The sequence below is a fragment of the Peribacillus sp. P4_B1 genome (genome assembly GCF_056402395.1).
Genome location: NZ_JBFUHM010000026.1, coordinates 1 through 24,344, shown reverse-complemented (window position 1 = coordinate 24,344; position 24,344 = coordinate 1). Strand labels below are relative to the sequence as shown.

The 24,344-nt window shown below is 41.5% G+C and carries 23 protein-coding genes, 2 pseudogenes, 1 riboswitch and 1 other annotated feature; of the genes and pseudogenes, 16 read left to right on the top strand and 9 right to left on the bottom strand.

The genetic code is table 11. The features are described from left to right. Nucleotides 1–11: 11 nt before the first annotated feature. The 5 genes from AC1DVK_RS15700 to AC1DVK_RS15680 all read left to right on the top strand — a co-directional run bounded on the left by AC1DVK_RS15700 (nucleotide 12) and on the right by AC1DVK_RS15680 (nucleotide 5,091). Nucleotides 12–1,046, top strand: a complete 1,035-nt coding sequence (locus tag AC1DVK_RS15700) for a LacI family DNA-binding transcriptional regulator (RefSeq protein ID WP_318682106.1) — start codon at nucleotides 12–14, stop codon at nucleotides 1,044–1,046. 233 nt (nucleotides 1,047–1,279) lie between these two features. Next, nucleotides 1,280–2,002 carry a ThuA domain-containing protein gene (locus AC1DVK_RS15695; protein ID WP_477626866.1) on the top strand — a complete coding sequence of 241 codons (723 nt, stop codon included), beginning with the start codon at nucleotides 1,280–1,282 and terminating at the stop codon, nucleotides 2,000–2,002. An 18-nt stretch (nucleotides 2,003–2,020) separates the two neighbouring features. Further along, nucleotides 2,021–3,043: a Gfo/Idh/MocA family protein gene (locus AC1DVK_RS15690; protein ID WP_477626865.1), complete on the top strand. Its 1,023-nt coding sequence runs from the start codon at nucleotides 2,021–2,023 to the stop codon at nucleotides 3,041–3,043. Between the two features lie 17 nt (nucleotides 3,044–3,060). Beyond that, nucleotides 3,061–4,101, top strand: a complete 1,041-nt coding sequence (locus AC1DVK_RS15685; protein ID WP_089362554.1) for a Gfo/Idh/MocA family protein — start codon at nucleotides 3,061–3,063, stop codon at nucleotides 4,099–4,101. A 21-nt stretch (nucleotides 4,102–4,122) separates the two neighbouring features. After that, nucleotides 4,123–5,091 (top strand): sugar phosphate isomerase/epimerase family protein, encoded by a 969-nt coding sequence (locus tag AC1DVK_RS15680; RefSeq protein ID WP_061461355.1) that lies wholly within the window; start codon nucleotides 4,123–4,125, stop codon nucleotides 5,089–5,091. Between the two features lie 12 nt (nucleotides 5,092–5,103). Here AC1DVK_RS15680 and AC1DVK_RS15675 read toward each other — a convergent pair whose 3' ends face one another. From AC1DVK_RS15675 to brnQ, 6 genes are all read right to left on the bottom strand, one after another. After that, nucleotides 5,104–5,697, bottom strand: coding sequence for a hypothetical protein (locus AC1DVK_RS15675; RefSeq protein WP_477626864.1), 594 nt, complete (start codon nucleotides 5,695–5,697; stop codon nucleotides 5,104–5,106). Between the two features lie 122 nt (nucleotides 5,698–5,819). Further along, nucleotides 5,820–6,527 carry a 23S rRNA pseudouridine(2604) synthase RluF gene (gene rluF / locus AC1DVK_RS15670; protein WP_061461357.1) on the bottom strand — a complete coding sequence of 236 codons (708 nt, stop codon included), beginning with the start codon at nucleotides 6,525–6,527 and terminating at the stop codon, nucleotides 5,820–5,822. 115 nt (nucleotides 6,528–6,642) lie between these two features. Further along, the gene (locus AC1DVK_RS15665; RefSeq protein ID WP_081108671.1) at nucleotides 6,643–6,879 is read right to left on the bottom strand and encodes a DMT family transporter; all 237 of its coding nucleotides are present in this window, start codon (nucleotides 6,877–6,879) and stop codon (nucleotides 6,643–6,645) included. Between the two features lie 96 nt (nucleotides 6,880–6,975). After that, nucleotides 6,976–7,107, bottom strand: a complete 132-nt coding sequence (locus AC1DVK_RS15660; RefSeq protein WP_477626863.1) for a hypothetical protein — start codon at nucleotides 7,105–7,107, stop codon at nucleotides 6,976–6,978. A gap of 164 nt (nucleotides 7,108–7,271) precedes the next feature. Continuing rightward, entirely contained in the window at nucleotides 7,272–8,204 is a 933-nt protein-coding gene (locus AC1DVK_RS15655; RefSeq protein WP_477626862.1) for an aldo/keto reductase, read from the bottom strand. Nucleotides 8,205–8,324: 120 nt separating this feature from the next. Beyond that, entirely contained in the window at nucleotides 8,325–9,659 is a 1,335-nt protein-coding gene (gene brnQ / locus AC1DVK_RS15650) for a branched-chain amino acid transport system II carrier protein (protein WP_477626861.1), read from the bottom strand. A 96-nt stretch (nucleotides 9,660–9,755) separates the two neighbouring features. Next, nucleotides 9,756–10,003: a binding site (T-box leader), on the bottom strand. 210 nt (nucleotides 10,004–10,213) lie between these two features. Between brnQ and AC1DVK_RS15645 the strand changes: the two genes are divergently transcribed. From AC1DVK_RS15645 to AC1DVK_RS15625, 5 genes are all read left to right on the top strand, one after another. Then, a complete protein-coding gene (locus tag AC1DVK_RS15645; protein WP_164468807.1) occupies nucleotides 10,214–10,387 on the top strand; it encodes a hypothetical protein in 174 nt (57 codons plus the stop codon). A gap of 498 nt (nucleotides 10,388–10,885) precedes the next feature. Beyond that, the gene (locus tag AC1DVK_RS15640; RefSeq protein ID WP_284471920.1) at nucleotides 10,886–13,627 is read left to right on the top strand and encodes a GTPase domain-containing protein; all 2,742 of its coding nucleotides are present in this window, start codon (nucleotides 10,886–10,888) and stop codon (nucleotides 13,625–13,627) included. Nucleotides 13,628–13,724: 97 nt separating this feature from the next. Next, a riboswitch (SAM riboswitch) is annotated at nucleotides 13,725–13,830 on the top strand. Between the two features lie 116 nt (nucleotides 13,831–13,946). Beyond that, nucleotides 13,947–15,059 carry a sugar ABC transporter substrate-binding protein gene (locus AC1DVK_RS15635; RefSeq protein ID WP_477626860.1) on the top strand — a complete coding sequence of 371 codons (1,113 nt, stop codon included), beginning with the start codon at nucleotides 13,947–13,949 and terminating at the stop codon, nucleotides 15,057–15,059. Nucleotides 15,060–15,115: 56 nt separating this feature from the next. Further along, on the top strand, nucleotides 15,116–16,618 hold the full coding sequence (locus tag AC1DVK_RS15630) for a sugar ABC transporter ATP-binding protein (RefSeq protein WP_477626859.1): 1,503 nt from the start codon (nucleotides 15,116–15,118) through the stop codon (nucleotides 16,616–16,618). Nucleotide 16,619: 1 nt separating this feature from the next. Then, nucleotides 16,620–17,624: an ABC transporter permease gene (locus AC1DVK_RS15625; RefSeq protein WP_477626858.1), complete on the top strand. Its 1,005-nt coding sequence runs from the start codon at nucleotides 16,620–16,622 to the stop codon at nucleotides 17,622–17,624. Between the two features lie 178 nt (nucleotides 17,625–17,802). Here AC1DVK_RS15625 and AC1DVK_RS15620 read toward each other — a convergent pair whose 3' ends face one another. Then, nucleotides 17,803–18,426 carry a nitroreductase family protein gene (locus AC1DVK_RS15620; RefSeq protein ID WP_477626857.1) on the bottom strand — a complete coding sequence of 208 codons (624 nt, stop codon included), beginning with the start codon at nucleotides 18,424–18,426 and terminating at the stop codon, nucleotides 17,803–17,805. Nucleotides 18,427–18,550: 124 nt separating this feature from the next. Here AC1DVK_RS15620 and AC1DVK_RS15615 point away from each other — a divergent pair, with 124 nt between their 5' ends. The 3 genes and pseudogenes from AC1DVK_RS15615 to AC1DVK_RS15605 all read left to right on the top strand — a co-directional run bounded on the left by AC1DVK_RS15615 (nucleotide 18,551) and on the right by AC1DVK_RS15605 (nucleotide 20,149). Continuing rightward, on the top strand, nucleotides 18,551–18,898 hold the full coding sequence (locus AC1DVK_RS15615) for a winged helix-turn-helix transcriptional regulator (RefSeq protein WP_477626856.1): 348 nt from the start codon (nucleotides 18,551–18,553) through the stop codon (nucleotides 18,896–18,898). A 59-nt stretch (nucleotides 18,899–18,957) separates the two neighbouring features. Then, nucleotides 18,958–19,968, top strand: a pseudogene (locus AC1DVK_RS15610) (aldehyde dehydrogenase family protein); the annotation flags it as partial. 13 nt (nucleotides 19,969–19,981) lie between these two features. Continuing rightward, on the top strand, nucleotides 19,982–20,149 hold the full coding sequence (locus tag AC1DVK_RS15605; RefSeq protein WP_477626855.1) for a hypothetical protein: 168 nt from the start codon (nucleotides 19,982–19,984) through the stop codon (nucleotides 20,147–20,149). A 40-nt stretch (nucleotides 20,150–20,189) separates the two neighbouring features. Here AC1DVK_RS15605 and AC1DVK_RS15600 read toward each other — a convergent pair whose 3' ends face one another. Then, a complete protein-coding gene (locus tag AC1DVK_RS15600) occupies nucleotides 20,190–20,546 on the bottom strand; it encodes a hydrolase (protein WP_410861464.1) in 357 nt (118 codons plus the stop codon). A 187-nt stretch (nucleotides 20,547–20,733) separates the two neighbouring features. Between AC1DVK_RS15600 and AC1DVK_RS15595 the strand changes: the two genes are divergently transcribed. The 3 genes from AC1DVK_RS15595 (at nucleotide 20,734) to AC1DVK_RS15585 (ending at nucleotide 23,457) form a co-directional block, all read left to right on the top strand. Beyond that, entirely contained in the window at nucleotides 20,734–21,453 is a 720-nt protein-coding gene (locus AC1DVK_RS15595) for a hypothetical protein (protein ID WP_477626854.1), read from the top strand. A gap of 184 nt (nucleotides 21,454–21,637) precedes the next feature. Beyond that, on the top strand, nucleotides 21,638–22,873 hold the full coding sequence (locus AC1DVK_RS15590) for a S1C family serine protease (protein ID WP_410861466.1): 1,236 nt from the start codon (nucleotides 21,638–21,640) through the stop codon (nucleotides 22,871–22,873). Between the two features lie 269 nt (nucleotides 22,874–23,142). Continuing rightward, entirely contained in the window at nucleotides 23,143–23,457 is a 315-nt protein-coding gene (locus AC1DVK_RS15585) for a hypothetical protein (RefSeq protein WP_061461379.1), read from the top strand. 624 nt (nucleotides 23,458–24,081) lie between these two features. On the opposite strand, the pseudogene AC1DVK_RS15580 reads toward AC1DVK_RS15585, so the two are convergent. Continuing rightward, a pseudogene (locus AC1DVK_RS15580) lies at nucleotides 24,082–24,344 on the bottom strand (transposase); the annotation flags it as partial.

Genomic DNA, 24,344 nt, shown 5'->3' with positions numbered 1-24,344 from the left:
TGGTGATGAATATGTCTGTTACAATAAAGGACGTTGCCAAAAAAGCGAATGTCGCTCCATCAACGGTATCGCGTGTAATTCATAACAGCCCGACAATAAGTGAAAAGACAAAGCGTAAGGTACGCAAGGTATTAAAAGAAATGGGCTATCATATGAATGAAAATGCCCGCAACTTAGTCACGAAGTCCACAAAAGCCATTGGAATCGTCATGAAAAGTTCCGCAAGGGAATCACTTTATAATCCCTTTTTTCCAGAAGTGATCCGAGGCATCGGGGATTTCTGCAATAAAGAGGGGTACAGCCTTTCCCTGACAACCGGCGAGACGGAGGATGCCATCTTTGAGGATGTCGTGAAAATGGTTCAGGGCAGAAGAGTGGATGGCATGATTGTTTTATACTCTAAAAAGGACGATAAAGTAGTGCCATATTTAATAAAGCAAGGCTTTCCGTTTGTTTTGATAGGGAAGCCAAGTACGAACGTCGGCGGCATCACATTCATTGATAACGATAATGTTCAAGCGGCCAGGGAAGTATCGGAGTTTGTAATCAGCCTTGGACATGAGCGAATCGCCTTTTTAGGAGGCAGTCCAGAGTTTGAAGTGATTCAAGCCCGCTTGACAGGGTTTCAACAAGCGATGGAGCAGGCGGGATTAGATGTGCCACAGGAATATATCAAATTGATCCCTTTAAATCGAACAGATGGAATAAAGGCGATTGATGAATTGCTGGAATTAAGTAAGGCTCCAACCGCTTTTTTGGTTATGGATCTTTTATTGGGAGTTCTTTTGCTTGGAGTTTTAGCTGAAAAGAACTTGAAAGTGCCGGAGCAAATTAGTGTCGTCTGTTTTAATCACTCAGAATTCATAGAATTTTTAAGTACGCCGCTTACAACGGTTGATATCCATACGTATCAGTTAGGGTATGAGGCGGCAAAATGCGTGTTCGATCTCATTGCAAATCCTGAAATGATGGAAAAAAGTATAAGGATCCCTACCAAAATCATAAAGCGGGAGTCGCATTTTGTTGCCGAAAAGGAAATTAAATGAAAAATGTAGAAATGTTTTACTAATTAAAGCTTGATTTTTGCTAACATAAATTTACAATATAGATTATCACTATTATTTTTGAAAATTCAACTTTCTGCCAATAAGTATGATCTGATAATCGACTAAGGTTTGATCACGTTTAACGCAAACGTTTGCGTTATGAATAAAGAGGTAATAGTTTAAAATACGAGCAGGAGCAAGATGCCGACAAATTGATATGGAGGAGATTGTTCATGAGAGTCCTAGTATGGAATGAGTTTCGCCACGAGAAAACAAAGCCTGAAGTAGCCGAAGTATATCCAGATGGAATCCATGGGGCAATTTCCGGCTTTTTACAAAGTGAGCAGGTCGAAGTGAGGACGGCCACTCTCGATGAAGAAGAGCATGGATTAACCGAAGAAGCACTGAAACGAACGGATGTACTTCTATGGTGGGGACATGTAGCACATGATGAAGTTCAGGATGAAATCGTTACAAGGGTTCAGAAGCGGGTTCTCGAGGGAATGGGTCTCATCGTCCTTCATTCTGGTCATTTCTCTAAAATCTTCAAACAGTTAATGGGCACGACTTGCGATTTGAAATGGCGGGTGGCGGATGAGAGGGAAAGGCTCTGGGTTGTCGATCCCAGTCATCCGATCGTTGATGGAATCGGGGAATATATAGAGCTTGAGAAGGAAGAGATGTATGGGGAACATTTTGATATTCCTGCACCAGATCAATTAATATTCGTCAGTTGGTTTGAAGGCGGGGAGATCTTCAGAAGCGGTTGCACGTATCAGCGGGGAAAAGGAAGGATTTTCTATTTCCGTCCAGGTCATGAAACATATCCGACTTACCATAATCCAGAGATTCAACGGGTAATTAAGAATGCCGTTTATTGGGTCAAGCCAGAATTTGGAATGGTAACGAACTATGGGAAAGCCGAACCGTTGGAATCCATATCAACAAAGAGCTGAAGTGAAGGAGAGAACAGAATGGGCAAAGTGAAGGTAGGAGTCATTGGATGCGGGAGTATCGCAAAAAATAGGCATTTTCCGGAGTATGATGCACATAAGGGAACTGAAATCATTGCCGTTTGTGATATTGTGCCAGACCGGGCGAATGCAGCAGCACAAAGGTATGGCGCCCAAGCATATACTGATTATATAGAACTTTTGAAAAATGAGGAGATTGAAGCGATCAGTGTATGTACACCGAATTACCTGCATGCAGGCATCACAGTTGCGGCCTTGGAAGCAGGTAAGCATGTTCTTTGTGAAAAACCAATGGCCACTTCTTTAGATGAAGCTGAAAAAATGAATGAAGCATCAGCGAAAAGCGGAAAAATACTAATGATTGGTCATAATCAGCGTTTTGTTCCTTCGCATCAAAAAGCGAAACAGCTTATTGAGAGTGGGAAGCTAGGAAAAGTCTATAGCTTCCGGACGGCCTTTGGACATTCCGGGCCAGAAACCTGGAGTGTGGACGGACGGGAAAGCTGGTTTTTTAAAAAGGATCAGGCAGTCATTGGTGCAATGGGCGACTTAGGCGTCCATAAAGCTGATTTATTAAGGTATCTCCTTGGAGAGGAATTTGTTGAAGTGGGAGCCTTTGTGGAAACGACTGCCAAGAAAAACACAGACGTTGATGACAGTGCGGCCTGTATTCTCCGGACGGAGAGCGGTATCATCGGTACTCTTACCGCCAGCTGGTCTTATGCAAAAGAAGACAATGCGACGGTCATTTATACGGAAAAAGCGGTATTGCGCCTTGAAGACGATCCGAAATACTCACTGATCATCCATCATGATGATGGAAAGACAGAAACCATCCAATTAGGAAGCATCCAGACAAATGATTCTGATGGACAGCATGATTCCGAAGTGATCAGCCACTTTGTAAAATGTGTGGTGAACAATGAGGAGCCTCTTGTCTCCGGAGTTGAAGGGTTAAAATCATTAAAAGTCATTCTTGGCGCGATGGAATCAAATGCATCCCGAAAAATCATCCGCTTATAAAGGGGTTTATAGTCATCATGTACAAATTAAAAATGGGTATTATCGGTGCTGGCGGAATTGCCCAAAAAAGGCATATCCCAGCTTTTCAAAAATTTCAAGATAAGGTAGTTTTATACGCCATCCAGGATATAGATGAAATGAAGGCGAGAGAAGTGGCACGTGAATTTCATATCGAGAAGGTTTTCACCAATTATGAAGAAATGTTTGCTGAAGTGGATGCTGTTACGATTGCAACGCCAAATAAGTTCCATGCGGAGATTTCAATTGCTGCCCTGCAAGCGGGTGTACATGTGTTATGCGAAAAGCCGATGGCCATTACAACTGAGGAATGTAAGGCAATAACCGAGGCTGCAAACATATCGGGTAAAGTGTTATCGACTGCTTATCATTACCGCTTCATGAAGGAAGCCCAGGCTGCAAAGAAAATGATTCAGGCCGGTGAAATCGGTGAGCCATATGTAGCGCGTGTACAGGCAATCAGACGCCGAAAAGTCCCTGGCTGGGGAGTATTTACAAGCAAAGAATTGCAAGGCGGGGGAAGCGTAATCGACTACGGCTGCCATTTGCTTGATTTGGCTTTATGGCTGATGGATGACCCAGAACCGATTGAAATCGTAGGTTCGACATATAATTATGTCAGTAAGGGTGTCGATCAGGTCAATCTATGGGGGAATTTCGATGCATCGGTATTTGAAGTGGATGACCATGCCACGGCTTATATCAAATTTGCCAACGGAGCATCTTTATTATTCGAAACTTCTTGGGCCGCGAATATCCGTGAAGAAGCAACTGTTTTGAGTTTATCCGGAACACAGGGCGGACTTGATGTGTTCCCATTAGTCTTGAATCAGGCTAAACACGGCATGCTATTAAATAGTGAGGCAGTATGGATGCCAGGGGAGGATACACCAGACCTGCAGCAGGCAGAGAACTTTATTGACAGCTGCCTAGGATTGGTGGAACCATTGGTAAAACCATCGGAAGCCATGAAAGTTTCAAAAATAATCGAAGCCATTTATCAAAGCTCGGCAAGTGGGAAGGTCATGAGCATAAACTAAAGAAAAGGTGAGGTGGGGCTTGTGAAATTAGGGGTTTTTACCGTGCTATTTGCTCAAAAATCATTCGAGGATATGCTTGATTATGTTGCGGATTCCGGATTAAAAACAGTTGAAATCGGTACAGGCGGGTATCCAGGCAATATCCATTGTCCACTCGATGAACTGCTGGATAGTGAAGAAAAGCGCCAAAAATACCTGGAATCCGTTCAAACAAGAGGATTAACGATCAGTGCATTCAGCTGCCACGGCAATCCGATCTCTCCAGATAAAGCGTTCGCCAAAGAAAGTGATGAAACACTGATTAAAACAATCAAGCTTGCATCCTTACTAAATGTCCCGGTCGTCAATACCTTTTCTGGTACAGCTGGTGATCACGAAGGAGCTAAATATCCAAACTGGCCTGTCGCCCCATGGCCCAATGAGTATACAGATGTGCTGAAATGGCAATGGGAAGAAAAATTGATCCCCTATTGGAAAAAAGTAGCCGCCATTGCCGATGAACACAATATAAAAATTGGACTTGAACTGCACGGTGGTTTTCTCGTTCACACACCCTACACCTTGTTAAAACTGCGGGAAGCTACATCGGATGCAATAGGAGCCAACCTAGATCCAAGCCATCTTTGGTGGCAGGGCATCGAGCCAGTCGGAGCCATCAAAATTCTAGGGAAAGCGGGGGCAATCTACCACTTCCACGCAAAAGACACATACTTGGATCAGGATAATATCAATATGTATGGATTAACCGACATGCAGCCATATGGAAATGTCCAAAGCCGCGCCTGGAACTTTCGCTCAGTAGGATGCGGACACAGCCTGCAAGATTGGTCCGACATCATGAGCGCCCTTCGCACATACGGTTACGATTACGTCGTCAGCATCGAACACGAAGATCCGCTGATGTCAGTCGAAGAAGGATTTCAACGGGCGGTAACCAATTTAAAAACTGTCCTCATCAACGAAAGTCCAACTGATTTATGGTGGGTATAATTTTATAGCCGATTACGAGCAGCCTATTAGAGGTTGCTTTTTATTTTGGCCATTAAAAGAGCGGAATTCACGAGTAAATGAGCGGAACTCACGAGTAAAAGTGCGAAACTCACGAGGAAATGAGCGGAATTCGCGAGTAAAAGTGCGAAACTCACGAGTAAATGAGCGGAATTCACGAGTAAAGTGGAATTCACGAGTAAAAGTGCGAAACTCACGAGTAAAAGTGCGAAACTCACGAGTAAATGAGCGGAATTCGCGAGTAAAAGTGCGAAACTCACGAGTAAAAGTGCGAAATTCACGAGTAAAGTGGAATTCGCGAGTAAAAGTGCGGAACTCACGAGTAAATGAGCGGAATTCACGAGTAAAAGTGCGAAACTCACGAGTAAATGAGCGGAATTCACGAGTAAATGAGTGGAATTCACGAGTAAATGAGCGGAATTCACGAGTAAAAGTGCGAAATTCGCGAGTAAAAGTGCGAAACTCACGAGTAAAAGTGCGAAACTCACGAAAAGTGCGAAACTCACGAGTAAATGAGCGGAATTCACGAGTAAAAGCGTGAAATTCACGAGTAACTGTGGAACTCACGAGTAAAATTGCAGAATTCACGAGTAAAAGTGCGAAATTCACGAGTAAAAGTACCCAAAAAGAACAAAATAGCAATTTTATTGCTGAAAAATCTTCTGAAATTAAAAAACGATGCCCCCTGAATTCTGGGAGCATCTCAATAGTTATCTCTGCCTAGGGGTATAATCCAACTCCTTGAATAGTTCCGATAATTCATCTTTGGTCAGGTCGCGCCATTGTCCTAGCGCCAGTCCGTCCAAATGGATATTCATGATTCGGATTCGATGCAAATCACGGACCTCATAACCGAGTGCTGAGCACATACGGCGGATTTGTCTGTTCAATCCTTGCATCAAGGTGATGTTGAATGTATATTTGGTCAATTGCTTAACCTTACATGGAAGTGTTTTCGTATCCAAAATCTCCACGCCGGATGACATATCTTGAATGAAGGAAGCGGTAAGTGGCTTATCCACGGTTACGATATATTCCTTTTCATGTTTGTTTTCTGCACGAAGGATTTCATTTACGATGTCTCCATCATTCGTAAGCAGGATCAGTCCACTAGAGTCTTTGTCCAGCCGTCCGATATGAAAAATGCGAAGCGGATGATTTACAAAATCAACAATATTTCCTTTAATGTGTTTTTCCGTCGTACTTGTAATCCCTATCGGTTTATTCAGTGCAATATAGACATTTTGCTGTTCCACTTTTATTGGCTTGCCATCTACACGAACATCATCCCCGGGTTCAGCTTGACTGCCAAGCTCAGCAACTGTGCCATTAATCGTCACACGGCCATCGGCTATCCATTTATCTGCGCCTCGTCTCGAGGTAATTCCGGATTCACTGATATATTTATTGATCCTCAACTAAAGCACACCTTTGCATTCAGATTTTCTTCTTTAAAGGATAACGTAAATCATGCTGGGTAGACAAGGGGAAAAGACAAGAAAGCGTTAGGAGGTTTGAAATTCTGTACATTTTTTACAAGTTTTTCATGACGGCAGCTGGGTATTCTTTTTTCTTTTTACTTGTCAGATAGACACCAATGAAGGCAAGGAGACCGTCCAGGAGTTGGACCAAAGTAATCGGTTGACCTAAAAGTAGGTTAAGAATGGCGGTAAAAACAGCAATCAGATTTAGATAAATTCCAGCCTGGCTTGCATTGATATGACGAAGGGAAATATTCCAGAAAATAAAGGGGCCAACAGATGGGAAGATTCAAATGTATATGAGTCCTGTGAGCTGGAAAATATCCGGAAGGTGTCAATAAAGATATGATAAGTCCGAGTGCATGGAGGGCTGAAATTTTCTCCTTTAACAGCAATCTCCATTATTTCCATACACTCCTCCAATTTGGCTTTTGAATCCATTGTCGAAAATGTAATTATCGGCCCAGAACAGATTGGCCAAGATGAGAAAAAATAAAATAACAATAGATTTTTTCATCAGGCTGCCTCTTCCTTAATTAGTAGAATATTCACTAAATATAGCGAAAATAGAAGATCCTAATCATCTAGTAATGTAAGACGTTCAATTAAGGTTAGGAATAAAGATGGGATAAATCAAGAAAAGGCTGCTCAACAGTGCTGAACAGCCTTTCCTTCTATATACTAAGCGAAAATGGCACTGATTTCGGCGATTTCATCCATGGTTAGATTGACATCCAATGCTTTTAAGTTGCGTGTGACCTGTTCTGGCTTTTTCGCTCCGGGAATCAGGACATCTACCGAGTGCCGAGTTAAATACCAAGCTAGTACCACATCGGCGACATCGGCATGCTTCCTCTTGGCGATCGCCCGTACCTCTTCCACTTTTTGCAGGTTGCTTACAAAGGCTTGTCCTTGGAAAAGCGGACTTTTTGCCCGGCCGTCCTCGAATGTTGATTCTTGATTATATTTGCCGCCGAGAAGGCCGGAAGCAAGGGGGAAATAAGGAATGAAGGAGATATTATTTTCGGCTGTATATGGCAGTAGGTCTTGTTCTGCCTCCCGTTTGAATAGATTGTACTCGGATTGCAGGACATCGACATAGCCGTCTTTATTCGCTTCCTTCAATTGTTCGAACGAAAAGTTCGAGACTCCGATTGACTTGATTTTGCCTGCATCCTTCAATTCCTTTAAGGCACCTACTGCTTCATCTTTAGGAGTACCCTCATCAGGGAAATGGATATAGAATAAGTCGATGTAGTCTGTTTGGAGCCTTTTTAGACTCGAATCCACGGCATTTTTCAGAAAAGCCGGAGAGTTATCAAAGACGATATTGCCATCGGAAAATTTATGTGCCCCTTTAGTGGCAAGTACGATATCCTCGCGTTTGCGACTCTCTTTAAGGATTTCACCGATAAGTTCTTCTGAGCGCTCCGGACCGTAAATGTAAGCTGTATCCCAAAAGTTAATTCCTTCATCAAGTGCCGTTCTCAAGACGTCCCTTCCTGTATCCTCGCTTAGATTAGGGAATAGGTTATGTCCGCCAATGGCATTCGTTCCAAGGCCAATCGGATTTACATACAAATCTGTTTTACCAATACGGGTTTGTTTAGACATATTACTTATCATCTCCTTTAGCCCCATCATAACAAAAAGTGGATGGTGTTTTCCAAAATAAAGCAATGCAGGCCCTCCAAAAAATAAGCAGATGATCTGTAAAATCATCTGCTTCCCTCATTATAATAATGTTTTGATTTCCAACTCCTCAGCTGGAGCTGTTTGTCCGATTTGACTGAGCAGAATGCCAAGGGCTGTACCGACGAGAGCAGGGATGACCCACTCCATGCCGTAAGCGGAAAGGGGAAGGACATCAGTCAAGGTTTGCACGGGTCCTAATTGTAAGCCGAAAGCATTCAGCCCATCCATCAAGGCGAAAACTCCTGTGAAAGTCATTGCACTGCGATAAACCTTCTTCGGGTTTTTGAAATGACGGCTGAAGAATGTTAGGACAATCAGGACGATCGTTAACGGATAAGCCATCACAAGGAATGGTACCGATACTTTCAGAATTTGATTCAGACCCATATTTGAAAGGATGAAACCGACGATTGTTACAATCAGAATGACGCTTTTGTAGTTCAGCTTGGGAAAAAGTTTCGAGAAGTACTGTCCGCAAGCGGTCGTCAATCCGACGACGGTGGTGAAACATGCTAAAGTGAAAATGATGCCGAGAAGGGCCTTCCCGCCAGTTCCAAGTAAAAGGGTGGATGCGACTGTGAGGATATCCGTTCCGTTTTCGAATGACCCATCGGCTGCCATGCGTGCTCCCATTATACCTAAGGAGATATAGACTAATGAAAGCAATGCACCAGCGATGAGACCCGCTTTTACTGTATATCTCGTCAATTGTTTTCGATCGGAAATCCCTCTTTGCTGGATTGAAGTAAGGATGACGATCCCAAATGCCAGGGCAGCTAAAGCATCCATCGTGTTGTACCCTTCAATGAACCCTTTCGAAAATGCTCCTGCTGCATATGCGTCTGTTGGAGCTTTGAATGGAGCATCAAGCTTTACGAATCCGACAACACAGAGAATGACCATGGACAAAAGCAGAATAGGTGTAATCCAGCGTCCCATGAAGGTTTCCATTTTTTTTGGATTCAATGAAATGGCATAAACGATGATGAAAAATATAGTTGTGAATATGAATAGGAACAGGGATTGATTCATTGAGTCACCAAGATATGGCTTGAAGCCCATTTCATAGGCGACATTCGCATTCCGTGGAATGGCTAGAAAAGGTCCGATGCTTAAATAAATGACAACCATGAACAACGTGCTGAATAGAGGATGTACACGTGCCCCGATAGTTTGTGCCCCGCCTTTAACAAGTGAGACGGCGAGAAGCACTAAAATTGGCAGGCCGACTCCAGTGGCGATAAAACCGGTAATGGCTGGCCAAAAATAAGTTCCCGAAGACGCTCCTAAAAATGGGGGGAATATAAGATTCCCCGCTCCGAAGAACATTGAGAAAAGCATTAGGCCGATAAATAATGTGTCTGTTTTTTTCATGGTGATTCTCCTTTTTTTAAAATGATAACTCCCGCCGACTGGCCTGAAAAAGGCTATTTTAAGTGTTTTGTGCAAATAAAAAACTCGCCCCTGAAAATCAGGGACGAGTTTGTGCTCGCGTTACCACCCATATTCCGCACTTCATAAGAAGCTGCGGCACTCAGTCAACGTACGAATTCATACGTGATCCATTGTAACGGCGGAAACCCGTCAAAGCCTACTGCATTTTCAGCTTTGCATCTCAGAGATGATTTTCGGATAGGCCTTGGACATCGACTTCCACCAAATGTCGACTCTCTGTGGAACAGGGTACTAATCTTACTCTTTCTCTTCATAGATTTTATAATATAAAGATAATTTAGCAAATTCTGATTATGAAGTCAACATAATTTATCATTTCATTATTCCTTTTAAGCAGGGAATTAGTCCTCCGTTGGCGAAACTTCCTTTATCGAGGGGTATTTTTTGCAAAAAGAATCGGATATAACTCCCTATTATCTTTCTAACCGCAACTATATTATAATAGAAGGCAGAACACTAAAGGAGACAACATTATGTCTGAAAATAAAAAGTTAAGCCTGGCGGATGCAGTCAAACAAAAACTGGCTCAAAAGCAAGCAGGATCAAGTAAAGATAAACTGGAAACCGGCGTAGTGAAGAAAACGAAACAGCTTAAAAGCCAGTTGACCAAAAAGCCGAATAACCAACGTAAGCGTACAGGGGTATAATCCTAATTTGTCAAAGGACAATGACTGTTCGGAGCTTATCAGAGAGCAGTTACCTTTCACGAATGAGGGTGCTGCTTTTTTATATGAACGATAAAATGGGATATTAGTAATGAGTGGGGTAGAGGATTTGTCTTATTACCGTTTTTAGTTTTAGGTAGTTAAAGGGCTGGACTTCTGGTAATTTAGATGTATAAAGAATGGTTCGCTAAACTTTTCAGATACCGGTTAAACTAGAAAAAACATAATTTCTCGAATATGGAAATGACATCTCTGTATCGGTTCATTAAAATCATTACAGTTCCATTCGTTTCTGTTTTAAAATTGTAAGAGTGGTGACATGTTGTTACCATATTGTTTTGTTAAAATAACATTTTAAGGTTTACAAATGATTTTCTTAACTAAAGGAACCTATTAATTGCATGTTAGGGCTTCTTGACTGCTTTTCAAATTAGTGATTATCCTTTAATTGAAAATATGAAATATATCGGGGGAATAAAGATGGACGAACGGCTGATCGGGAAAAAATATTATGAAACGATGATTGAGGATACAAGGAAACACCCCATTCAAGCTTTGGGTGAAATGTTTCTCGTGGAACAAAAAAAAGAAAGAGCGGATTTAACGGCAATTCGATTCGCTCAAGGTGAAGTATACTTTCAGCACCATGACTTTGAAGCAGCCATTTTTAAATGGGAAAACATAGAAGGTGAACTTGGTTCATGGGCGAAGAAAAACATCGCTGATGCTTATTTTGAACTGGAAATGTATTCAACCGCAGAGGATATTTATAAATCCGTCGATACGAATGAAGCGGTTTTGAAAACGGAGGTTCTTTTGCAACTGTTTTCCCTTTACATAGTTGAATCTAGAAATGATTTGGCTTCCAAAGTCGTGAAAGAAGCAGTAGAGTTTCAACCTGACTATCCGAATGTCACGGAAATCGCACGAGCCTTTTTTGAAGAACAAAAGGATTGGAACAGTGCGGTGGTATTAGCGGCGAATGAAAGTATCCGTACAGAATCAATGGGCTGGTTCGATGTGTTGAAAACGTATATCCAGCAGGGGGTTGCCCAATCGATGGATCCGGACTACTTTTCAACTGTCCTTGGTTCGCTATACACACTTGACCAGGGTCGTTTCGAAAAGGTGACGGTTGCCCTCTGGAAAAATTATAAATATACCGATTCTTATTTTGAATGGCTAAGAGTGATTAATAACTTGATAGATACCATCGAATTAAACCAAGGGGATGTATGGGATGAGCTTTCCGTCTATTACAGGGATGCATATGCAGGCCTGTTGGAAGGAACGCACCTAATCAAAGATTTAAGCCCTGTCGTGCCAAGGTTGCTGGAAAACTGGCTGAAAATCGCAGATGGGGAGCTTTCGCTGTTTGCGGCGGCATCCGCGCTGTCCTGGAATGAAATCTTCCCGGATACGATTAATGCGCTGGTCATTCAGGATGCAGAAAGCCTGCTTTCGAAATCGCCTAAATTGGGAGGCGGACTGGAAGCGGGAGAGAAACTGTTCAATTCTATCATCCAATGGGCTGAAGAGAATGATTTAAGGGTTGGCAATAAGCTTAAATGGATGGTCGAGGGGCTTAAGGATACCGGAAATTTCAATCTTCTTCTTGTGGGAAGTACAGGAAATGGCAAGACATCCTTTATACAGTCAATAGTTGGCGAGAGCATCGCTGCCGAAGATCATTCTTCACTAGTCAGCGTCAAAGACGGGGATGATTTGGAAATCCTTGAAATTACCGATACAGATAGCAAGGTTGTCATGGAGCTAACTGAATTGGATGAAACACGCCGCCAGCGCGGGACTATTGTCGATGTGACGCTTATTAGTGACTATCTTAGAAATAATCGTCTGCGATTATTGGATACACCGGGGTTCAATGGGGAAAAAAGCGTGGAATCGGATTTCCAAGGCTATTTACATGGCAGTGATGGCCTGATGTTCGTTCTTGATGCCCGGGCGCCTTTCACCGGTAGTGAACGGGACCTGTTATTGGAAATTCAAATGATGGCTCCGAAACTGCCGATTCATTTCTTATTAAATAAAATGGATACGATATACAGTGATCAAGTCGCGGTCCGGATGGAAGACGAAACATGGGATAAAGTGAATGCATATTTCCCGAATGCGAAAGTGTTCGCTTTCTCTAAACTTTATGACAGCAAGCAGCAGTTGAATGACCTTTCTGCATTCCTTCAATCGAATTATCAAGATGATAATTGGAAAGAAAGAAGGTCTGAAAAAATCCTTGCTTTCATTCGTAAAACTTTATCTTATCTGTTAGAAAAACGGACAGCCAATGAACGGAAATGCGAGCATTCCATCTCTTGGAATGAACAGATGGAAGTCAAATTGAATGGTGCGGTCAATCAACTGGCTGATTTAGAAAAAGAAAAAAGTGAAAATATCATAAGGTCGTACCGTGTGCTTAAGGATGAAGTGAAAAGTCAGCTTTCTTCTAAAATTCCTGAATTACTGAGGGATTGCTCTAAATCGTTAACGGAAAGCAGTGATTTCAGTCAGGTCCATATACAGTTGAACCATGAAATGAATGAGCGGATTCAAGCCTTCATTTCTGACAAGATCATGCCTCAATATTACCGTTCTCTTCAAGATTGGATTGCTAGTTCCCAAATGGAGTTCTCACAAAGCCAACAGTTTATGGATGAGATGAGTGCCGGATTCAATGAATTATACAAAGAAGAACGGATTATGCTGGCAGGTGACTTCAGGGTATTGGATGACTGGCGCCGTGATGCCGACCGGATGACAAGCAGTATCCGCATCGATGACGTTAATATCCTTTTGCGAAGGACTCCATCACAATTGCTGCTTAAAGGAGCAGGAAAGCTGTTTGGGGCAATACCGCAAAATAAAGCCAATATGTACAATCGTTATAAGAAATACTTGGAAAGTGAAGATTACCAGGATGTTGCGGAAATGATCACTGAACGCTTCCTTACCCAATTTGGATTGTTTGAAAAATCTTTAGATCGGGACATCTCACTTTTCTATCGCAGCTCATTTGCCTTACTTCAAAAAACAATAGAGCAAACGCAGACTGAAATTAAAGACTACCAGGCTGCATTGGAGCATATGAAAGAAAATCCGGAAGTTTACCGTGATCCGATCACTGTGTTCGAAGTGAAACTACGTCAGTTGGAGAGACTTGAAAAAATTGAGAAAAAGCGTCTAGCCCAGCTTCAAAGAAAATAAAAAGTAGCAGGAAACATTTCAAATATTCGAAAAACTATTGACTTTACGACTATATCCCTATAAAGTGATAATTACGAAAAACGTAACACGATATATTCTCTTATCAAGAGTGGCGGAGGGACTGGCCCTAAGATGCCCAGCAACCGTTCCATTAGGAATTGGTGCTAAATCCTGCAAAACAGAAATGTTTTGACAGATAAGAGAGGGATAAGTCTGCAATACAGCTGATTAAACCTCTCTATTACTAGAGAGGTTTTTATTTTATGATTTACACCAACTTAACTGATAAGAATAATAGGAGAATGTGGAGGGAAACAAGATGGGAAGATCTATTAAAGGGATATTCGTTTCAGCCATCGCTTCGGCGTTGCTTTTAACGGGTTGTTCTACAGGACAGAGTTCCACAGAATCGAAGAAAGAAGAAAAAGTATCATTTGAAAATGTACCGGAAAGATTTGCTGATGGGGAAGGGGCCAAAATCAAAGTGATCCGTAAAATTGGCGGTGATGATCATACGGCCCAATACCTTGCTGGAGCGAAGGAAGAAGGAGAAGCAATGGGCTTTCAAGTGGATACGTATACAGCCAATGGGGATACGGCTAAATTCCATGATGCGATCGCGCAGGCTTTGCAGGAAGATTATGACGGCTATATCATCTCCCATGGTGATGATGCAGCAACAGTGAATGACGTTCAAAAGTTGGTTGATGCAGGTAAAAGCGTTGTCACATTCGATTCAAATAGCGATTTATCTAAAATAGAAGGTGTGACATTAACTTCACAGGATGATGAAGCGCTGGCAACACTGGCTTTCGATAAACTGATAAAAGAACAGAAAGGTGAAGCGGCGATTGCTTACCTTTGGGTGGATGGTTTTCCTCCAATGGTGAGAAGAAATTCAGTTTATCAGGAAAAATTAAAAGAAAACCCTGGAATTAGGGAAGTCGAAAGATTCGGAGTGGCATCTGCAGATACTTCGGTTCAAACACAAAATGCAGTAGCCGCAATGCTGAATAAATACCCAAAAGGTAAATTGGATGCCATTTTCGCAACATGGGATGCCTTCGCTATCGGTGCCGCCCGGGCGATTAAAGAAGCGGGCCGCGATGAAGTGAAGATATACGGAATTGATGTATCGAATGCAGATCTTCAGGAAATCCAATCGGCCGCTAGCTCATGGTCCTACACGGCAGCCGTCGATCCCAAGTTGATTGGTGCAGTGAATATGAGGATATTGGCAAAAAAATTAGCGGGCGAAAAAACACCGCAAACCTATGACTTAGAGGCTTCACTTATTTCACAAAAGCAAATCCAAGCCTCAAAAGAAGCCGTTAACATGGCAAATCTGTCTGGTATTGTCGAAGGATGGGGTGTATCAACGGAATTTGAAGAAGATTGGATGAAAGTTTTGAAAGCTCATTATAAAAAGTAAAAGGGGACACTCTCTTGCAAGTGAAGGGAGTGTCTGTTCAATAAGGGGGAATGGACATGGGCACGCAACTAGAAATGAAGAAAATCTCGATTGAATTTCCAGGAGTGAAGGCGCTTAGTGAAGTTGACTTTTCTATACAATCAGGGGCAACCCACGCATTGGTCGGTGCAAACGGAGCAGGGAAATCGACGTTAATGAAGGTTTTATCGGGAGCCCATGTTCATTATTCAGGTGACATTTTTATTGATGGGATAAAGCAGAATATCCGCTCGCCCAAAGCGGCGCAGGAACAGGGTATTCAAATAGTTTATCAGGAAGTAGATACGGCCCTCATCCCTTATTTAACCGTTGGGGAAAATATAATGTTGAATGATATGGTCCAAAACATGGGAAAAAAACAGATAGTTCAATGGAAAGAGCTGCACAACCAAGCCTCTTTAATTCTTGAAGATATGAAAATTCGTGTCCCTTCGAAAAAGCTGGTAAGAGACCTTACCTTGGCTGAAAAACAGATGGTCCTGATAGCAAGAGCCGTTTCGACAGAATGCAAATTCCTGATTCTCGACGAACCAACTGCTCCGTTAAGTCATATAGAAACGACAGAACTTTTTCGAATTGTAAATGAATTAAAGCAAAAAGGTGTTGGAGTCATTTTCATTTCACATCGTCTGCCTGAGATTTTTGAAATCTGTGAGGAAATTACGATCATGAGGAATGGGGAGCTTGTCACTTGTCGAAAGATGGAAGACATCACCCGTAACGAAGTGATAGAGAATATGCTAGGGAAAACCATGGATGAACAGTTCCCTGAAGTGAATTCTTCGATTGGCGACGTTATTCTGGAAGTGAAGGGATTGTCAGATACAGAGAAAGTTAAAAATGTCAGTCTGCATATTAAAGCAGGGGAGATAATCGGCTTGGCAGGGTTGGTCGGGTCTGGGAAAACGGAGTTGTGTAAAAGCCTTTTCGGTCATACTTCGATTACAGCAGGTGAAATCATCCTAAATGGCCGAAAGCTTTCTTTGAAATCACCGCACCAAGCAGTAAAAAGCGGTCTGGCACTTATACCTGAGGAACGCAGGAAAGAAGGGATCCTTGTTCAGGAATCAGTATCGGCGAACTTGACTGCAGCCAGTATCGGCAAATTCTGCAAGACATTCAGTTTTGTGGATCGTAAGGCGGAAATGGAAAAAGCGAAGGAAATGATCGCAAGTCTCGGCATTAAAACTCCTTCAGGGGAGGTGAAAGTCGAAAACCTTTCAGGTGGTAACCAGCAAAAGGTTGCCATTGGAAAATGGCTTATAGCCGATGCGGATGTATACATATTCGATGAACCAACGAAAGGTGTCGATGTTGGAGCCAAGAAGGATATATTCGAAATGATTGCAAAGCTTGCGAGGGATGGGAAAGCGATCATTTATGCATCATCAGAGCTCTCCGAAATCATTGGCATTACTAACCGGACATACGTGTTATATGACGGGAGCACTGTCATCGAACTAGAAACAAGCAAAACGAATGAAGAAGAACTACTATTCTATTCAACAGGAGGAAATTAGGATGAGTACACCCATTTCTGTTACACAGACAGCGAAAGCGAAGAAAAAGGTGGACCTGTTCGAATTTTTCTATAAATACGGCACAATATTAACGATTGTCATTCTAATTGGAATTTTTGCCGTGTCCAATCCATCTTTCATTCAAACTACTAATCTGATCAACATCCTGCGTTCCATCTCAATCGTGACCATCATTGCGATCGGCATAACGATATCCTTGACAGTGAATGGGTTCGACCTTTCCGTCGGCTCCGTCGCATCATTGGCCAATGCCATCGTCATCTCAATGTTTGTCTGGTTTTCACAGGATACATTGATTGCCATATTAGCTGCAATCGGTGCCTCACTTGTCGTAGGGGCATTGAATTCATTCATGATCGTTAAATTGAGAATTCCCGACATGCTGATGACATTGGCTACGATGTTCATTATCCAGGGAATTGCCCTTACCTATACAAAAGGGGCCACGGTTTCGCAAAATATGGTCATGCCCGATGGGACATTCGCAACAGGGCAAATCAGCCAGCTTTTCGCAAAGGTTGGTCAGGTACCATGGATAATCCTGATCATGGCAGTCATTGTGATTGCGACCCATATCTTTTTGACTTATACGAAGCACGGTCGTTATATGTACATGATTGGGGGAAATAAGGAAGCGGCGAGACTTTCCGGGATATCGGTTAATAAATACAAAATCCTTGCCTATCTGCTTTCAGCTCTATTAGCTGCAATCGGGGGGATTGTCCTAGCTTCAAGGGTCATGACATCGGAAATCAATTCAGGGTCCCCCTATTTAATGGATGCCGTTGCAGCAGCCTTCATTGGTTCCTCCGTTTTAGGAGCGGGAAAATCGAATGCCTTTGGAACCTTTGTCGGTGCAGTCCTGATCGGAATCCTTCAAAATGGTTTGATCATGATGTCCGTTCCGTATTATGCTATGGATATCGTCAAAGGAACAGTGCTGGCCCTTGCGCTCGCGGTAACTTATTATAAACAAAAACATTAAAATGAATCTGTTACGTTAATATGACTATATGATAAGTCTGCATGTGGATGATATAAGAGACTGGTAACTCGTGGTGAGTTTTAACGAAAGAATAAGAAGATAGGGGAAGAGGGTTCTTTTTCCCCCTCTTTCCAAACTAATTTCCAATATCCAAATTTAAAGAAAGTAATTACACTCACTATATTTTGTTTTTATAAATGACTTTGTTAACATCGTGTCTTACTGTTTTGTGACCTTCTTTAATTCCTTTCCCCATGGCAATAAGCATAACATCTAAATACCTATCAGAAATTTTCAAGGCTGACTTTAATTGTTCGGAATCATACCCGGACATTGTAATGGTTTCAAGACCTGCCTCGTTCGCTAATAAAACTAACGACATTGACGCCAGGCTTGCGTCTCTTATTAATTCAACCTTTAAATCTTCTTTTGATTTATTTAGATAATAATTGATTGCCGCGTTTGTTAGATAATCTCTTACTGATGCGTCAAAATAACCTTTTTGAAACTCATCCTCATGTATCATTATGATATTTTCTTTTTCAAATGCTTGATAATCACCTAGTATAACAATCAGTACTGATGCTTCAATTACCTGTTGCTGATTAAAAGCAATGGGCAGTAACAAATTCTTTAAATATGGTTCATCTATAACCAGGTATCGTGTTGCTTGAATATTGTTTCCGTTAGGCGATTTACTTGCTCCTTCAATAAATGTCGACAACGTTTCTGGACTAATTTTATAATGGGGATCATACTGCCTTACGGAACGTCTTTTTTCTATAATCTCTCTTACACTCATCGTGTTCACTTCCAATGTAATATTTGCTTCATAATTCGATTATAATGGACCATGATGCAGTAGAAAATAAGGCACAATAAAGTGGCATAGCCACCTTTATGTGCCTATTCAGGAGGAATGAGTAATGAAGAGTCTAAATACTGGAATAAATATTTTCATGAATACTGTAGGAGGAAAGTGGAAATGTTTAATCCTCTTTTTTCTGAGTCAAAAACCAATGAGGACGAAAGAGTTTTATATCCTAATACCGGCCATTACCCAGAAAGTCTTAACCGACCAATTAAAGCAGTTGGAAAGAGATGGGCTTGTCCGAAGAGAAGTATATAAAGAAGTACCACCAAAAGTAGAATACAGTTTAACTGAGTTAGGTCAATCCTTTGTACCTGTATTAAATACAATGTGTGAATGGGGCAATACATATGCAGTCGAACAAAACCTCGAAAGACAAGAACAAATCTGTCGTCATAAATAAGTAAGAACTGCATCAACTAGGAGTATGGCTTTTTTTTGCAAGAGCAGTGATGCAAGACGCTGGATGCCGCCCAAGGTGGCGAAAATCGACTTGTTACACTGTACGTGAACCGATAACACCTTTCAATTTCCCCATGAATCTAGTCGCCCATAAAGTATTTCCTGCCATCGCAGCAGGAAATACAATTGTATTAAAGCCAGCAAGCCAAACGCCTCTATCCTCTTTATTCCTTGGAGAACTATTACAGGAAGCAGGATTGCCTACAGGAGCATTAAATGTGGTCACGGGTGGAGGAAGAGTTGTTGGAGACAAGTTGGTCACAGATTCTAGAGTAAGCATGATTACTTTTACCGGTAGCCCAGGAGTTGGGATTGGCATTCGCAACAAAGCTGGATTGAAATGAGTGACGCTGGAGCTGGGATCCAATGCAGCTGTCATCATTGACAGTGGTGTGGATATCGATAAGATTATTTCTCGTTGTGTGACTGGGGCATTTTCAAACCAGGGACAAGTATGTATTTCTTTGCAAAGGGTTTATGTTCATGAAGAAGTCTATGATCGTTTTGTTGAAAAGTTTATAGAAGCAACGAAACTATTAAACTTAGGTGATCCGCTTGATCCAGAAACGGATGTTTCCGCATTGATCTCCCCAAATGATGTTGAAAGAACCCTCAATTGGATTGAGGAGGCGAAACAAGATGGAGCCAAGATTGCAACAGGTGGAATAGCGGAAGGCAATATCCTTCATCCGACCGTCATATTAGATGCTGATGCTTACTCAAAGGTATCTTGTCATGAAGTGTTCGCCCCAATCGTGTTGATTAACAAGGTTCAATCAGTAGAACAAGCAATTGATTTAGTGAATGATTCCAATTACGGCCTGCAAGCAGGGATTTATACGAACGATGTACGTAAAGCACTGGATGCGGCAGAAAATATACAAGTTGGTGGAGTCATGATCAACGACATTCCGTGTGGATAATATGAAAGCGGAACTGGCCGTGAAGGATTAAAATACTGCAGCAGAAGAAATGACAGAAATGAAGCTGGTTGTCTGGAACCGAAATTAGGGAGTGAAAAAGCATGGCTTATTTTGCAGCAATTTTACATATGATTGATGCTGAAAAAAATATAGAAGTGCGTCCACAGCAAATCGAGTATTTAAACGAACTTGAAGGCGTTTTAAAGCGTCTGTCAAATGGTACCGAACCGAAGAGTCATGCCCACTACCTTTTAGTAGTCTTATCATAAAAAAACAGAACCTTTAAATTTCAGGTTCTGTTCCTATTGGTTATTTGAACTTTTGCACTTCTTCTTTTCCCTCGAATTTGTTGTCTTTCAATATGCCGATTTCTTCGATATGGTTTCGTGCCGTTTCATCGCCAAATTTATATATGAGGGCATAAAGCTTTTTCATGGCTGCATCGTATTTATCATTTGCCCGGTCATGATGATAGAGAAGGTAGGGGACATGTGAACGGGCATATGCCTCCAGGTCATCTGTCCGGTGTTCCTCCAAGCATTGTTTCAATTCTGCCAGTTCCTCATCAGTTACGTGTACAGTGAAGCTCGGGTTCTCTTCAAGTTTTTGTCCGAGTACGTCGCCGCTGACCAAATCGACATGATAGGTCTGTTTGTCCTGCCTCATTCTGCTCATCATCCTTTCAACCGTTTATCTTTCTGTACCACTTTTTGTAAAAAGATAATCATAAAAGTCAACATTTCCTTAATGAAAATGATAGGAAATAGAGGTATCGGTTTTCTTATCAAAGGGTTTAAGATGGATGTATAGAATAATATGGGAGAGTATCTTTGGAAAAGCGAGGAGTGATGTAGTGAAGAGAACATTCATGGTTATTTTTTTGATGTTGATTGCTTCAGGCTGCGTAACAAGGAATTATGATTCCAATATGGATTTGGGGAAAAGTCAGTTGAATGAGGAAAATTATTTAGAAGCCCACGAGGCATTTGAATTAGCTTATATAGAAGCAAAAACACCGGAAGTAAGAGAATTAATGGATCTTTCAGGTTTTCTGGCGAGTGGAATGAAGAAATACGACGAACAGGATTTTGATTCGGCCCAAAGAGATTTTCAAGAAGCAGCCGCATATAAGGCAAAATACCAGGAAGGTAAACTGATGGTTTTGAAGGCGGCGGAAATGCATCCGGTATCAGGCCCAGCCACTATAGAACCCGTAAAGGGGGATGACGAAGTGGAACCGGTGGAGGAAGCAAGTAAAGAAGGGACCATTGGATCCGAATTAGAAGATAAGGCGGCAACGGATACAAAAGCTGAGACGGTAAAAGGAAAAGAAGAGAGTAAGGATTCGGTTAGTACCTTAAGTAAATCTCAGGCGGAGAAGCTTGTGAAGGATTACGTGGACATGGAAAATTTCCCGCATTTGCAAATAGAATATGATCATGATGCCGAAAAGGGAGATTACATTTTTCAAGTGTTCGAAGTGGATGAAGGCAGTCAGAAAAATGGCCATGCAGTTACTTGGGGCTGGTATGGCGTGAATAAGGAGACAAAAGAAGTGTATGAAGTCATGTAAAGGTATATATAACGGTCGAATTGTGCCTTTTTGTTTTCTAGCATGCAAAATATCACATAGCAGGATGTGATAAAATTTTATATTTTTTATAAAAAGGTCACTTATTTCTTTATTTCTTAAGAATTTTTTAATAATTACTGTATATGATTGAGCCAAGTAAATGACAATCATAGGAGGGATAAAGATGGAGAATTATAATGGTGATGAGCAAGCCAGAGTGAAGACAGAAAGGAAGAAGGGTAAGTCCTTTTTGCTAACTGGCCTTGTTTCCGGAACAGTTGCTTCTATTGTTACATCTTCTGTATTTGTATTTGGCGGGGATTTTATAGATCAAGGGAAAGGTTCCGTGAATGAGTCAACCCAAAAGGCGGGTGTAGAGCAAACGGAAAACGTTGAAAAGGATAGAAGTGTCACGGCAGAAAAGTTATCGACAAGTACGGATTCAAATGATAGGGCAGAGATGGTGGAATCAGCATCCAAATCGATTGTAGGGGTCGTGAATTTACAAGAGATGCAAAACCAGGACCCATTCCAGCAGCAAAGCACGAAAAGCGAAACGGTTGCGAGCGGCACTGGTTCAGGGGTCATTTTTAAAAAGGCAAATGGGAAGGCCTATATCATTACGAACAATCATGTTATTGAGGGAGCAAAGAAAGTCGAAATTTCATTATATGATGGACAAAAGGCAACTGCAGTGGTTGTCGGGGCGGATGCTTTGACGGACTTAGCGGTTTTGACAATTGATGCCTCGAAAGCACCTGATGGAATTAAATTCGGGAATTCTGATAGCATGCGTCCAGGTGAAGAAGTATTGGCGATTGGTAATCCTCTTGGACTTGACTTTTCACGTTCGGTTACACAAGGGATCGTCAGTGCGACCGGACGCTCCATTTCAGTCGATACATCGGACGGTGAGTGGGAACTTGATGTCCTTCAAACAGATGCAGCGATCAACCCTGGCAATAGCGGCGGGGCATTGATCAATACAGCTGGGGAAGTGATAGGCATAAACAGCTTGAAGATTTCCGAAAATGGTGTGGAGGGCCTAGGTTTTGCCATACCAAGTAATGATGTGATTCCGGTTGTTACGGAACTGATTGAAAACGGAAAAATCACGCGCCCGTATTTAGGAGTAAGCTTGGCCAGTATAGAAGAACTGCCACAGTATTACCTACAAAATGTTCCTGAAGCTGCAAAGTCGGGTGTCATGGTTACAAGTATTGAAGCGGGATCGGCAGCAGCGAATGGAGGGCTTAAGCAACAGGATATCATCGCGGAGATTGATGGAACGAAAATAAATACGGCAGCAGAATTAAGGAAAGTCTTATACACGGATAAGAAAATCGGAGATAAAGTGAAGGTTAAAGTGTATCGGGGTGCTGAAAAGAAAACGTTAACGATAACCTTACAGAAATCATAGAAAGATGTATGGCCCCTGATAAATTCATCAGGGGTCATTTATTTGATATTGAAGTCAAAAAGTTTTTAAAAGTATAGAAAAGGATAGTATTGGAAAAATTGATAGTGTATTTATACTGTTTTACAGATTTTTCATATAGTCTTGAATACCTAAAAGTGAATAGTGGCGTCTTCTATTTGTCAAGGTTTTCATTGTGGATATGTTAAAAAATAGAAAAGATTTGACAAATTTGTGAAATGTCATAAAATAGAAAGAAAGGGGATGAAATAATGGAAACTAATCAGAAGATGATGGATGCAGTGAAGTGGGTATCAGGCACAGGTTGTGTAATCGGGATTTTAATTTTTAGTTTAAGTTTTTTTGTAAGCGATTACAACAAGGATTATTTATTAACCGCTGTTGGGATGGCCATTACACTAAGCGCAGCTGCCATTTTTCTAGTTGGTATATTTTTTGTCCTGACAGAAGAAATGGTGATGAACACAAAAAAGGGTGAAAGAGTTGTACCGGATACAACTAAAGTTATAAAATTAAAATCAAAAGCTATTCCTAAAACAAAAAGGAGTACCGAATACAGTAACTAAAAAAGGACAATCATTCCTGTTCTGAAAGAAAGGCCACACGACACCAAGAGCAACGGCTGTAAGAACATGGAGAATAGGAACCCCATTGTATATCCACGAAGAAATAATAGTTTCATACTCGTATTACATCATTCCTTACAGGTAGATGAGGCTAGAACCCGGAATGCTTGTGAAGAATCAGCTGTCGGTACGGTAGCGAAGTTGTATTCGGGAACTTTGGAATTGAGAGTAGGCCAATACTCTGAATTTTAAAGGGTCGCTTGAAATATTACTTGGTGCATAACGAGTACTTCAGAAAATTGTACACGATTAAAATGTAACCAAACGATAACCCAAGTGCACTAACGAATGAAAGCGTATTCAATAACCCAAATCCCAGCTGACTTACAATATGTGTACATTCGATGTGCTTGGCCATCCAAACCAAACTTGCCCACATTCCTAAATGAAAAGTTCTCACTCTACATCATGAACTATACCCACGAAAAAAAATGGACACCTTAAAAGAGGCTGCTGAAAAACTCACGTTTTTCTAACTAGTACGGTAAATCAAATTAAAAAAAGACGATTCTCATTCGGTACTTGAATGGAAATCGTCTTTTTTTGCTTCTGTTTGTCACTTTTTTAGGCCATTAATTTCAATATTCTTTTCAAGTTAACGGTAAAATAGCCATTGCTCCTTGTAATTCCATGCCAAGTAGACCCGAGGATTTTGCAACATCATACCCGTGCCTGTGTTTCAATTCACTGTTTTTCGCTTCAATTTTATAACGTTCTTTTGATTTTTCTTTAAAATATTCACTCTCCTGGAATGTAGCCTGTTCTATATGTTCATTGGATTTAATACTGACAGAATAGGTCTTGCTTTTCGCTCCTTCTTTATAACC

Bases quoted from the DNA above. Each gene is read 5' to 3' on its own strand.
- AC1DVK_RS15625 (WP_477626858.1), top strand. From the start codon at position 16,620: ATGAGTACACCCATTTCTGTTACACAGACAGCGAAAGCGAAGAAAAAG.
- AC1DVK_RS15635 (WP_477626860.1), top strand. From the start codon at position 13,947: ATGGGAAGATCTATTAAAGGGATATTCGTTTCAGCCATCGCTTCGGCG.
- AC1DVK_RS15660 (WP_477626863.1), bottom strand. From the start codon at position 7,107: ATGAAAAAATCTATTGTTATTTTATTTTTTCTCATCTTGGCCAATCTG.
- AC1DVK_RS15590 (WP_410861466.1), top strand. From the start codon at position 21,638: ATGGAGAATTATAATGGTGATGAGCAAGCCAGAGTGAAGACAGAAAGG.
- AC1DVK_RS15685 (WP_089362554.1), top strand. From the start codon at position 3,061: ATGTACAAATTAAAAATGGGTATTATCGGTGCTGGCGGAATTGCCCAA.
- AC1DVK_RS15615 (WP_477626856.1), top strand. From the start codon at position 18,551: ATGAAGAGTCTAAATACTGGAATAAATATTTTCATGAATACTGTAGGA.
- AC1DVK_RS15655 (WP_477626862.1), bottom strand. From the start codon at position 8,204: ATGTCTAAACAAACCCGTATTGGTAAAACAGATTTGTATGTAAATCCG.
- AC1DVK_RS15605 (WP_477626855.1), top strand. From the start codon at position 19,982: ATGGCTTATTTTGCAGCAATTTTACATATGATTGATGCTGAAAAAAAT.
- AC1DVK_RS15600 (WP_410861464.1), bottom strand. From the start codon at position 20,546: ATGAGGCAGGACAAACAGACCTATCATGTCGATTTGGTCAGCGGCGAC.
- AC1DVK_RS15640 (WP_284471920.1), top strand. From the start codon at position 10,886: ATGGACGAACGGCTGATCGGGAAAAAATATTATGAAACGATGATTGAG.
- AC1DVK_RS15695 (WP_477626866.1), top strand. From the start codon at position 1,280: ATGAGAGTCCTAGTATGGAATGAGTTTCGCCACGAGAAAACAAAGCCT.
- AC1DVK_RS15700 (WP_318682106.1), top strand. From the start codon at position 12: ATGTCTGTTACAATAAAGGACGTTGCCAAAAAAGCGAATGTCGCTCCA.
- AC1DVK_RS15585 (WP_061461379.1), top strand. From the start codon at position 23,143: ATGGAAACTAATCAGAAGATGATGGATGCAGTGAAGTGGGTATCAGGC.
- AC1DVK_RS15620 (WP_477626857.1), bottom strand. From the start codon at position 18,426: ATGAGTGTAAGAGAGATTATAGAAAAAAGACGTTCCGTAAGGCAGTAT.
- AC1DVK_RS15630 (WP_477626859.1), top strand. From the start codon at position 15,116: ATGGGCACGCAACTAGAAATGAAGAAAATCTCGATTGAATTTCCAGGA.
- AC1DVK_RS15645 (WP_164468807.1), top strand. From the start codon at position 10,214: ATGTCTGAAAATAAAAAGTTAAGCCTGGCGGATGCAGTCAAACAAAAA.
- AC1DVK_RS15690 (WP_477626865.1), top strand. From the start codon at position 2,021: ATGGGCAAAGTGAAGGTAGGAGTCATTGGATGCGGGAGTATCGCAAAA.
- brnQ (WP_477626861.1), bottom strand. From the start codon at position 9,659: ATGAAAAAAACAGACACATTATTTATCGGCCTAATGCTTTTCTCAATG.